The organism is Pedobacter sp. UYEF25, assembly GCF_054061655.1.
This window is the reverse complement of the sequence record NZ_JBSSEL010000001.1, coordinates 258,489-271,199: the sequence shown is the minus strand read 5'-3', so window position 1 is coordinate 271,199 and position 12,711 is coordinate 258,489. Positions and strand designations below refer to the sequence as shown.

Annotated in this window: 7 protein-coding genes; all 7 read left to right on the top strand. The window is 40.6% G+C overall.

Annotation, left to right across the window (positions count from 1 at the left end):
• Positions 1-102: 102 nt before the first annotated feature.
• The 7 genes from ACVWYG_RS01090 to ACVWYG_RS01060 all read left to right on the top strand — a co-directional run bounded on the left by ACVWYG_RS01090 (position 103) and on the right by ACVWYG_RS01060 (position 12,140).
• Entirely contained in the window at positions 103-3,273 is a 3,171-nt protein-coding gene (locus tag ACVWYG_RS01090) for a PVC-type heme-binding CxxCH protein (protein ID WP_457268278.1), read from the top strand.
• A gap of 91 nt (positions 3,274-3,364) precedes the next feature.
• Positions 3,365-4,387: a ThuA domain-containing protein gene (locus ACVWYG_RS01085; protein ID WP_457268277.1), complete on the top strand. Its 1,023-nt coding sequence runs from the start codon at positions 3,365-3,367 to the stop codon at positions 4,385-4,387.
• Between the two features lie 108 nt (positions 4,388-4,495).
• Entirely contained in the window at positions 4,496-5,347 is an 852-nt protein-coding gene (locus ACVWYG_RS01080; RefSeq protein WP_457268276.1) for a sugar phosphate isomerase/epimerase family protein, read from the top strand.
• A gap of 30 nt (positions 5,348-5,377) precedes the next feature.
• A complete protein-coding gene (locus ACVWYG_RS01075) occupies positions 5,378-6,205 on the top strand; it encodes a sugar phosphate isomerase/epimerase family protein (protein WP_457268275.1) in 828 nt (275 codons plus the stop codon).
• A 7-nt stretch (positions 6,206-6,212) separates the two neighbouring features.
• Positions 6,213-7,016, top strand: a complete 804-nt coding sequence (locus ACVWYG_RS01070; RefSeq protein ID WP_457268274.1) for an alpha/beta fold hydrolase — start codon at positions 6,213-6,215, stop codon at positions 7,014-7,016.
• A gap of 563 nt (positions 7,017-7,579) precedes the next feature.
• Complete coding sequence (locus tag ACVWYG_RS01065; protein WP_457268273.1) at positions 7,580-9,304, top strand: hypothetical protein; 1,725 nt, start codon at positions 7,580-7,582, stop codon at positions 9,302-9,304.
• Between the two features lie 124 nt (positions 9,305-9,428).
• A complete protein-coding gene (locus ACVWYG_RS01060; protein ID WP_457268272.1) occupies positions 9,429-12,140 on the top strand; it encodes a family 78 glycoside hydrolase catalytic domain in 2,712 nt (903 codons plus the stop codon).
• Positions 12,141-12,711 lie beyond the last annotated feature (571 nt).

The window sequence follows — 12,711 nt, the reverse complement described above, 5'->3', positions numbered from 1 at the left end:
TATCGACTTCTGGAAGAAAGTCGTTTGATCTTAGCAGAAAATGAATACATCAGCTCAAAATAATTACTTCAGTTAATCCTGTACCTCTATAATGCCGATAAGATGACAATAAGAAAAAAAAATATGAAAGTGGCTTTTGCAACCATTATTGGAATCACTGTAATTTCATTAGTTGCATTTCAGGGCATCAACTCAAACTCGGTTGTACTAAAAATTAAAAAGGGAACTCACATTATTTTGGTTGGCAATAATCTTGGTTCCCGCATGATGGATTTTGGTTATTTTGAAACAGAGTTGCAGCTTCGCTATCCCGACAGCTTGTTGTATATCCGCAACATGTGCGATGGTGGAAACACGCCAGGCTTCAGGCCTCACTCCGGACGTCCTTCTCCTTGGGCATTTCCGGGTGCAGAAAAATTTCAAAATGAACTTGCTACTAATCCCGATAGCCAGGGCTTTAACGAAAATCCGGATGAATGGATCACACGGCACAAGGCGGATGTAGTCATCGCATTTTTCGGTTATAATGAATCTTTCAGTGGGCACGAAGGATTAGAGAATTATAAAGCAGAGCTGGATGCATTTATCAAACATACACTCATTCAAAAGTATAATGGACTATCGGCTCCACAGTTAGTAATTGTCTCTCCTATTGCTTTTGAAAACCGCTCAAAAAATCTTGATCTGCCAGACGGCAAGAAGGAGAATGATAACCTAAAGTTATATTCAGATGTAATGAAAGAAGTTGCCTTAGAAAACAAGGTATCTTTTGTGGATGTTTATGCGCCTACTAAAACCTGGTTTACTTCGGAAAATGAACCGTTGACGATAGATGGTTCACAGCTTAATGATGCAGGCTACGCTAAATTTTCCCCTTTGCTTGTTGATGGAATATTTGGCAAGATGACGATTAAATCCGAAGCAAATCGAAAGCTGATACGCGATGCTGTACTTGAAAAAAACTGGATGTGGTTTAAGGACTTTAAAGTACCGAATGGCGTGCATGTTTACGGACGGAGATACGATCCTTTCGGTCCAGATAATTATCCGGCGGAACTTAAAAAGATTAGGGAAATGACGGCAATAAGGGACGAAGCAGTGTGGCAGGCTGCACAAGGAAAAAAAATGAATGTAGATTCGGCAGATCAAAAAACTTTTCAGCTTCCTCCCGTGGCCACCAACTATATTACAGGTGATGGAAATGGTGCGCTTAAATATTTATATGGTCAGGAGGCTTTAGATAAATTTAAAATGGCTCCTGGTTATAAAATTGAACTGTTTGCTTCTGAGCGAGAGTTTGCTGATTTAGAAAACCCGGTTCATATTCAGTTTGACAATAAAGGCCGACTCTGGGTAGCTACTATGCCAACTTATCCCCATTGGAGGCCGGGAGATCCGAAACCAAACGACAAGATCATTATACTGGAAGATACGGATGGAGATGGAAAAGCCGATAAACAAACAGTTTTTGCAGATGGCCTGCATTTACCGCTAAGTTTTGAATTGGCACCAGAAGGTGTTTATGTTTCCCAAGGCACTAACCTTATCTTATTAAAAGACACAAACGGGGATGATAAAGCCGACACTCGGGAGATTCTTCTCAGTGGTTTTGACGATCACGATACCCATCACGCGCATCATGCCTACGTAAGCGATCCTTCGGGCGCCATTTATATGGGACAGGGCGTATTCTTACTCAATGATATAGAAACTTCTTATGGACCAATACGAGGAACCAATGGCGGTTTTTTCCGTTACAATACCAACCGTCATCAACTCGAAAGAACCGCACAACTCTCTATTCCCAATCCCTGGGGAATTGCCTTTGACGAATGGGGTGAGAATTTTTATGCTGAAACTTCCAGTCCGCTATTAAGCTGGATGATGCCCGGAACCGTTAAACCATGGTATGGCGAGTTCAGTCCCAAATCAAGGAACCTCATCGAAAACGATCAGTTGGTGCGGCCAACTTCCGGGTTGGAATTTATTTATAGCCGCCATTTTCCAGACGAAGTACAGGGCGATTTCCTGATTAGTAATACGATTGGCTTTCTCGGTACCAAAGAGCATACCATGGCAGATAGTGGAACGGGCTATAAGAGTAAATTCCGGCAGGATTTGTTGCAGTCAGATGATCAGAATTTTCGACCTGTCGATATGGAGTTTGCTCCTGACGGCTCGCTGTTTGTAGTTGATTGGCACAATGTGTTAATTGGGCACATGCAGCACAATGCCCGAGATCCACTCCGCGATCATACTCATGGACGAATATATCGAATCACGTATCCTTCAAGACCATTGATTGTACCTGCTAAAGTTGCAGGTGCAGACATTGATGCACTTTTAAATAATTTGAAGCTGCCGGAATTTAATACCCGCTACCGGACCCGCCGGGAATTGCGAGGCCGCAAAGCAGCTGAAGTGCTTTCTCATATTAAAACCTGGGTGGCAAAACTCGATAAAAATGATGCTCGGTATGAACACCATTTGCTGGAAGCTTTATGGGTAACCTGGGGGCTTGACCAGGTAGATCAAACTTTACTCCGTCAATTGCTCCAGGCTAAAGACTACCATGCACGTGCCGCCGCTGTAAGAGTGGTGCGTTACACCGGACATCAGGTAGCAGACCAGGTGAACTTATTGATGCAGGCCGTAAAAGATGAAAACTCACGTGTGCGGTTGGAAGCAATTGTCGCGGCTTCATGGCTTGATAAAGAAGATGGCTTAGCTATTGAGATGGAAGCCGCCAAAAAACCTATTGATGATTGGATGGAGGATGCTTATGAAACTGCTTTGGCACATTTGAACGGACATCCCAGGGAAGAGAAAAAAGCAGATGTTATTGCAACCAACCTTAAAGGTGCTGAACGAGATCTTTACATAGCAGGGAAAGTTATCTTTGCTAAGGAGGGCTATTGTAACACCTGTCATCAACCAGACGGCAAAGGGCTAGAAGCATCCGGATTCCCGCCCCTCACTGATGCCAAATGGCTGGCTAACGATGACCGACTGATAAAAATCGTGTTGAAAGGATTACTCGGGCCTATCGAAGTCCATGGTAAAAAATATCCCGGACAAGTACCTATGACTCCTTTCGAAGGAGTATTGAAAGATGAGGAAGTTGCAGCCGTACTTACTTATGTGCGTAACTCATTTGGCAATACAGGAAATGCTATTTCTGCAGCTAAAGTAAAAAAAGTAAGAACAGAAATAAGTAAGAAAACCGGCTTTTATTCCCCTGCAGCATTATTGAAACAGCATCCTATGAAGTAATGATTAAAGAAATAACGGGAAATTGTTGCGATAGTATTTTATTTAATGAAATGCCAAAATTGATTGGCCTGAAATAAATTTGCATAAATAAATGAAAAACACACCTATTAAAATCTTGTTGGTTAGTCTTTTGATGATAACAAGTGTCGAAGTTGCCACCGCTCAGAGCGGAAAACAATGGGTTGTTTACGAGGGGAAAGTGGGCGTAGGAAATGGAAAACACATTGTTTTTCTAAGTGGCGATGAGGAATATCGCTCAGAGGAAGCATTACCGATGCTTGCCAAAATACTAGCTGAACGTCATGGATTTAAATGCACCGTACTTTTTTCAATAAATCCAAAGACGGGTAAAATAGACCCAGACAACCAGGTTAATATTCCTGGCTTAGAGAATTTAAAAACTGCCGACTTACTAGTAATTTTTACTCGGTTTAGAGAGCTGCCTGATAAAGATATGAAATACATTGACGCTTACATTAACTCTGGTAAGCCTGTGATAGGATTGAGAACTGCAACTCACGCATTTTATTACACTCGGAACAAAAAAAGCCCATATGCGAAATATAGTTTCGACAGTAGGGTAAAAGGATGGGAAGATGGATTCGGCCGTCAAATATTAGGTGAGACATGGGTGGCTCATCATGGCAGCCATGGGGAAGAAGGGACCAGAGGCTTAATTAATGGCCTCATGGAAAAAGACCCTATTTTACGAGGGGTTAAAGATGTTTGGGGGCCAACGGATGTGTACGCCATTCGAGGTCTTACAGACGATGCGAGGGTTTTACTATACGGACAGTCTTCAGTTGGACTTACTCCAGAGTCGCCTTTAAGGTTTAAAAAATCGGTTATGCCCGTGGCGTGGATCAAATACCATAGAAATGAAAATGGCAGTACATCACGTATATTTAACACCACCATGGGCGCTTCCGTAGATTTTTTGAGTGAAGACCTTCGAAGGCTGCTGGTCAATGCTTGTTATTGGGCTACAGGAATGGAACAACAAATCCCCGAAAAGAGCAATGTGGAAATTGTAGGCGAATACCATCCCTCCATGTTTGGATATGGGAAATTTAAGAAGGACCAAACCCCGGCAGATTATGTTTTGAGCCAATAAAAACCGCTTTGAAAACGTGCTACTAAATTGCTTAGCGTCAGGGATTATTCTTTAGGAGTATATATTAGATGCTTAATTGATTGGCAACCTGGTTTTTTAACAATTAAAATGAATAAAATAGGATTTAATGTATTGGCATGGTCGGCAGTCGTATCAGACAAGTTGATGCCCATTGTAGAAAGATTGAAAGAGACTGGCTATGATGGCGTAGAGTGTTTAATAGGGTCAGAAGATAAAAATGCCTACTTGCGATTTGGCAATCATGCAAAGGATTTGGGATTGGAAGTAACGACTGTATTTGTATTAGATAAGGATACAAATCCAATCAGCAGTTCATCTGCCATTAGGGCTAAAGCACTTGACCGGATTAAATGGGCAATCGACCGCGCAAGTGATATGAATGCCAAAATAATTTGCGGTCCATTTCATTCGGCTCATGCGACGTTTTCCAAACAGTCTCCGCAAATACAGGAATATGGTTGGAGTGCAGAGGTATTGCATGCTGCGGGCGATTATGCGGCAAGCGCAGATGTTACCTTGGCTCTGGAAGCGCTTAATCGCTTTGAATGTTATTTATGCAATACCATGGATCAGTTGACTGGCCTTATAAACAGCGCCTCCCATCCCAATGTGAAAGCGATGTTCGATACGCATCACGCTAACATTGAGGAGAAAACAAATAGAGATGCCATCATTAAAGTGGCTCCTGTCCTCGCTCATGTGCACATCAGTGAAAACGATAGGGGAACACCCGGAGATGGACATGTACACTGGGATGAAACTTTTTCAGCACTTGCTAAAATCGAGTATAAGGGCTGGCTTACCATTGAAGCATTCTCTCGCAACGACCCTGATTTTGCCAATGCCATTAATGTTTGGCGGGAATATTCGAAGCCCTGGGACATCGCAGAAAATGGATTTAAGTTTATTAAGCAAATGTGCATAAAGCACGGACTGTGATTTTTTTTTGATGAGTAAATATGATTTGATATGACAGTACAACTCCCATTTCGTTTTGGCGCCGAGGTTTACACCTGGTTTATGAACAACGACGGATTGACACATAAAGGGCGCTTAGGGCATATGATCGAGGTGATTGCTAAAGCTCAATTTACTGGAATTCAACCCATCCATTTTTGGATGGGAGATTTAAGCGATCCCGGCCGCCTAGAGGCAAAACTAAAAGAGCAAGGGATAGAACTTGCTGCCATTGCATTGGCCTTGGACTGGAATGGGACGGGAGAAACGGAAAAAGAACGTCAAGAAGCAGACCAGACCATCAGTTTATTACAACGATTTCCCGAAGCGATACTCTGTACGGTTCAAAAACCCAGTGGTAGGCATAATTTAACGTCTCGCCGCCGCAGTTTGGTAAATATAGTAAATAGCGTTTCCAGAAGAGCGAAGGAAAGGGGAGTGCCATGTAGCTTTCACCCAAATTCCCCTGATTCTTCCATCACACGCACAGAAGAGGACTATCAGGTCATATTAGAATCATTAGATAGCGCTGCCACAGGCTGGACGCCGGACGTTGGTCACATCATTAATGGAGGGATGGATCCGTTAAAAAAAATGAAAGAATATGAATCTATGATCAATCATGTGCATTATAAAGATTGGGATGGTGAGCCAGAATTTACTTTGATGGGTAGAGGTAAAGTTGATCTTTTAGCCATAACTCAATGGCTTAAAGATCGAGCATATAAAGGCTGGATTATTTGCGAAGATGAAGGAGCGGAGGCTCTGGAAGATCCAGATTTTGTAACCCTGCACGATGGACAATGGATTCAAAAAGTATTACTACCGGGATTAAAATAAATTAGGAATGCCAATTATACACTCCAACGGAATTGATTTATATTATGAAGAACACGGTTCGGGAGGGCCGCTGTTGCTGATTATGGGCATTACAGCGCCCGGATCTGTTTGGGAGAAGCATGTAGATTGTTGGAAAAAGGATTTCAATTGCATACTTGTAGATAATCGAGGTGTAGGAAGATCAGACAAACCTGCCGAACCTTATTCTACAGAACAAATGGCAGATGATTACGCAGGCTTATTGGATGCACTTAAAATAGAAAAGGTTCGGGTTGTTGGGTGTTCTATGGGAAGTACCATTGCGCAGCAACTAGCTATACGCCATCCGGAGAAAATAAGCGCTTTGGTATTGATGTGTCCTTGGGCACGTTGTAATAACATCGCCGAAGCCGTATTTCAACACATGGTCAGTTGTAAAGCTAAGCTTGAGCCTGAAGAATTTAGTTTGTTTTTACAGTTGCTTATTTATTCAAGGTCTTCATGGGATAAGGATTCGATGTTTACTGAAATGGGAAAAAGCCGTAAACAGTCCACACTAGATGTGAATCCTCAACCACTTTACGGTTTGGAAGGGCAGGCCGCTGCTTGTATAAGTCATGATGTGCTGGCCAAACTCCATCAAATCCATCAACCTGTATTCGTTCTTGGAGGAAAAGAGGATGTTTTTATCCCTCAGTGGATGGTAGAGGAAGTGGCTAACGCTATCCCAAATGCCGAGCTTTATATGTATGAAGGATGCGGTCACGCGTTTCATTGGGAAAGAATAGAAGATTTTAATTTAAGAGTCAGAAATTGGATAATGGAGCACTAACACCTTGATGATTCCAGATGATTGCAAAATTGAACATGCTAAGAAAAACTAATTTCCTCATAAGACGCGGCTAGAATTCCACATTCGCTTCAAAAAAGAGGTCTGTGTGCGCCTATTCAACCGTTTGATATTTAAAGTATTACGTTTTTTTTTGAACATGATTGCTATTATCCTTGATGATAAGTTTTTTCATCAGACCTTTTGTAAGCAAGCTACGCTTGTGAAAAGCAGGATAGTACATGACAGTTTTCTACAGGTTAGCGGCTACTTTTACTTTTTTAGATTTGAAAAACCAAATAGGAAGAGCTCTTAGCTTAGTAAGTCATTTTTATCTTTATTGAGGCATAGATTTGATTTATATTTTTATGCACTTCTTAGCGGAGTTTTAATAAATCAACTATTGATTATGCCTGTTCTTTATAAGTGCATTATTTTTATAATCTGCCATTTACGATGTGTGGACTGTCAATAGCGATCTAGAAACAGCTGATGCAACTATAAAACGACTCTTGGTTTCCTTGAAAAAAATAATGCACAAGACAAAAAAAATATTCGCACTAAAAATGAATGTCCAATTCAAAAACAGAATATACAGCATAATGGCTGCGCTACTTTGCTTCTGTACATTAACTTCCTTTGAAGATTTTGCTCCTCAAACAGTTTCAGCGATGACAAATGCCGATCCAGAAAGTCCAAGGATCGTGAATATTGTAAATTTTATTCGATTGTTGGAACCTCGCGATTCGGCAATTACCGAAGACGTATTGTATCAAACTGTGGTGAAGCAAGTGGACATTATGAAGAAATATAAGCTCGGTGGTACGTTTCTGCTCCAATATGATGCACTTATCGATCACCGGTATCAGAAGTTATTGAAAGCTTTACCTCGCCCATCTTTTGAAGTTGGTGCTTGGTGGGAAATAACCCAGCCGCAGGTAGAAAAAGCTGGGCTAAAATGGCGTGGTCGATATCCTTGGGATTGGAGAGCCAATATCGGGTTTTCTACAGGGTATACGCCAAAGGAGCGGGAACTGCTAATCGACATTTACATGGTTGATTTTAAAAAAATATTTGGCTACTATCCAAAATCAATAGGTTCTTGGTTCATAGATAGTTACAGTCTAAATTATATGTATGAGAAGTATCACATTGTTGCTTCGAGCAATTGCAAAGATCAGTACGGCACCGACGGATATACGTTATGGGGCGGCTATTGGAATCAAGCCTATTATCCTAGTAAAATAAACGCTTACATGCCAGCTCAAAATGCTAAAAATCAAATTCCTGTTCCTATTTTTAGGATGCTAGGTAGCGATCCAGTAAGGCAGTATGACAATGGATTAGGGACCACCCTTCAAGGAGTAGTCACGCTAGAACCGGTATATAAATTTGGCGGTGGGGACTCGACTTGGGTAAGTTGGTTTTTTAAATCTTTTACCAAAGACAAAGCGCTTGGATTTAACTATGCGCAGGCTGGGCAGGAGAATTCCTTTACCTGGGACGCAATGAAAAAGGGTTTTGAACTGCAAATGCCGCTTATCGCTAAACTTCGAGATGAGCACAAAATCAGCGTGGAGACCATGGAGCAATCTGGGCTTTGGTTTAAGAAAAAATACAAAGTTACACCGCCTACATCTTTTACGGTAAACGAAGATGTAGCAGGGAGCAATCTTAAAACAGCATGGTTTAATAGCCGTTTCTATAGGATAAACTTACTGTGGGAAAATGGGTCGCTTCGCATTCGAGATCTCCATTTATTCAATGAAAATTTGCCCTCAGCTTATCATGACAAGGTAGCTACATCAAACGAATGTGCTTTTTTTACGCTGCCCGTGGTTGATGGATATATATGGAGCAAGCCAGATGAAATTGCCGGCCTACGCTTAAAGGCGATTGTTGGCGGTAAAGAAGTATTGTTAAAAGGTGGGACACCTGTCTACACCAATACCGATTCTAAATCAATGCATATTTCTTGGCCCTTAACAACGGTTAAAGGAACATTGGAAATAAACCTTGATGAAAAATCATTGAAAATGACAATGGTTGGCAGCAAAACTGAGCCATGGTTCTTCGATTTAAATGCCGCTAAAACTGCAAAAATGCCTTTTGAGAAAATAGAAAAAAAGCAATTAGAATGTGTTTTTGAAGGAATGAAATATGAGGTAAAAGCCTTAAAAGGATCGTTTTCCAAGCCAAATGACGGTACTGTTTTTCGCCTAACCCCAGAAAGTAATTCCATCGTTTTTGAATTTTCAAATGTTAACGGCAACTCATCTAGCCAGAAATAATAATGACTTGCTTAATTGCACTCCTATTCTAAAAATGTGATTTATGCTTTAATGTTTCTTGTATATTGCAAAATTGATTTTATTGAAACCTTTTGATCCTTTTATATAGCTTATTTAAATTATAATGTTAAAAAACTTTTCCTTTAAAATTACTAGCAAACTTCTCATTATTAGTGTTTTATCAATATTTTTTATTGCCACTACCTCGTTAACTGTTTACGCGCAAAGTAGGGCGATTAACTTGCAGGCTGAGCATCTGAATATACCAATGGGCGTAGATAACATTCATCCAAGGTTAACATGGCAAATGAGTGATCCAAGTGAGGGCGCAAAGCAAACGGCCTATCAACTACTGGTAAGTACAGATTCTGTTTTATTGGCGAAAGGTCAAGGGCAGGTATGGGATTCTGGCAAAATAAATGCAGAAACTAGCCTGGTAGATTTTAACGGAAAACCCTTAATGCCTTTTACAAAGTATTACTGGTTGGTAAAAATATGGAACAAAGCGGGGCTTAAATTACAAGACAGTCGCATAAGTAGTTTTGAAACCGGAATGATGAAAGTGACAAACTGGACTGGTAATTGGATAAGTGATGGCGGAAGTATAGATACCAAGCAAGCACCTTATTTTCGCAATGAATTCAATACGATAAAGAAAGTTAAATCCGCAAGAGCCTATATCGCAGTTGGCGGGCTCTATGAACTTTCTATCAACGGTAAAAAAGTAGGAAACCATCGGCTCGACCCTATGTTTACCCGTTTCGATAGGCGAATTCTTTACGTAACCTACGATGTAACTCATCAATTGCAGCAAGGCAAAAATGCCATTGGAGTTTTGTTGGGGAATGGATGGTACAATATGCAGTCGTTGGCCGTATGGGATTTTGATCGCGCACCATGGCGAAATCGTCCAACATTTTGTTTAGATCTTAGAATAACTTATGAAGATGGAACTTCGGAGGTTGTTTCTACAAATGACAGTTGGAGAACGCACAGTAGTCCTATTGTGATGAACAGTATCTATACCGGCGAACATTATGACAGTAGATTGGATATGCCAGGATGGAATAGTGCCGGGTATAATGATAAAGATTGGAGCGACACTAGGTTGAGGGCATCCCCAGCTCAAAATATTGTTAGCCAGCTCATGTATCCCATTAGAAACGTGGATGAAATTCCGACACAAACAATCAAAAAGTTTAGTGACTCTAATTATGTTGTTGATCTAGGAAGAAATATCGCGGGCGTTACAAAAGTGAAATTAAGAGGCGAGAGCGGCACCGTAGTTCGTATTAAGCATGGCGAAAGATTGTATCCTAACGGACACGTAGATCTTTCTAATATTGATGTGTATTATAGGCCCAAAGATGATGGCGATCCCTTTCAAACGGATATTGTTACTTTAAATGGAAAAGGAGAAGTAGAATTTATGCCTAAGTTTAATTACAAAGGCTTCCAATTCGTAGAAATTACGAGCAGCAAGCCAATAGTTCTTAACAAAAGCGATGTTACCGGCTATTTTATGCACAGCGATGTACCTGCTGCAGGTACCCTGAATTCTTCAAATCAGCTTATTAACAAGTTGTGGACTGCAACAAACAACTCATACCTATCTAACTTAATGGGTTATCCTACGGATTGTCCGCAACGGGAGAAAAACGGGTGGACAGGCGATGGACATTTTGCAGTAGAAACCGGATTATATAATTTTGATGGAATTACCATTTACGAAAAATGGCTTGCAGATCATAGAGATGAACAGCAACCAAATGGAGTTCTTCCGGATATTATTCCTACCGGCGGTTGGGGTTATGGCCATGCAAATGGTACAGATTGGACAAGCACCATTGCCATTATTCCTTGGAATTTATACCTTTTTTACGGCGATAGTAAACCGTTATCAGATAATTATAGCAACATTAAGTCTTACGTGAATTATGTAGATAGAATAAGCCCAGAGGGCCTTACAACCTTTGGTCGCGGCGATTGGGTGCCGGTAAAATCTACCTCTTCTTTAGAATACACTTCTTCAATTTATTTCTATGTAGATGCAGAAATTTTGGCTAAAACGGCAAAGCTGTTAAATCACAAAGAAGATTATGAGCACTATACCATGTTGGCGGGTAAAATTAAAAAGGCTATAAATGATAAATATTTTAACTCCACAACTGCTATTTATGGCGAAGGCGTGCAAACAGAATTGAGCATGGCGCTTCAGTGGGGTATTGTAGCAGATCAATATAAAAAGCGCGTGGCAAAAAACTTAGCAGACAGAGTAGCCGCAGACAACATGCACCTAGATGTCGGAGTGTTAGGCACAAAAGCAATTCTAAATGCGCTGAGCGATAACGGCCAAGCGGAAACAGCTTATAAACTTGCCGCTCAAGATACGTATCCTTCTTGGGGCTGGTGGATAAAAAACGGCGCCACTACACTTTACGAAAATTGGAAGATAGATGCCGAGCGTGATATTTCTTTAAATCACATGATGTTTGGAGAAATAGGAGCTTGGTTTTTTAAAGGCTTGGGTGGCATTCACCCAGATGAATCCAAGCCAGGATTTAAAAATATTCTATTGAGGCCGAATTTTGTAAAAGAATTAGATTTTTTTGAAGCTACTCATGAGGGTCCGTTTGGTAAAATAGTTTCTGCATGGAAAAGAAAAGGAAAAGACATTATTTACAACATAACAATTCCTGCAAATTCCTCTGCCACTTTAACTTTTCCCGCACAAAGTACTGAAGTGTATCTAAAGGGTGTAAAGCTTAACAATATTTCCAGTTACCAAGTTGCCGCAGGAAGTTATAGCTTTATCGTTAGTCAAGGAAGTAATTAGGGAGAACATTGATGTAGGAAATAAAAATTAGTGCCCATATCACCCAAAATGTCGACCTATCTAAAAATGCAATTCTATAGACAGTCATGACGGGCTTACCCTGTTCTGGCGCATTTGAAAAAAATGTTTATTGAACAAAAAAATGGGTATGTAAAAAGCGAAAAATCCAAGGAGTTTTGGCTGCATTGGTCTAACTCGGACGTCTACTTTTTTCAAAGTATAAAAAATGAATCTCCTGTTTTTACCCAATTAACTAATGGCGATGTTTAGGCGTAATTCGATAAGCTAAAAGGGACCTGGTAGTGGTCTCCTTAAGGCCTCCTTTAGGTCTTATTGTGTTCTGCCTTGGTTAAAGGGGGTATTACCACAACAAGACCACAAGGATACCACAACAAAACCTATTGTTTTGGTATTTTTACAAGCCAGTTTGAAATGTCTGATATTTCAGAAGTTATCTTGACTTCGACTCTCCTAAAGCAAAACATCTCTTTAAAGGCGAGCCAATTTTTGGATTTTTAATCTAGACTTTGCGCAAAAAGACTTCAGCGTTATTTGTCCAAAGCCTGGCAGT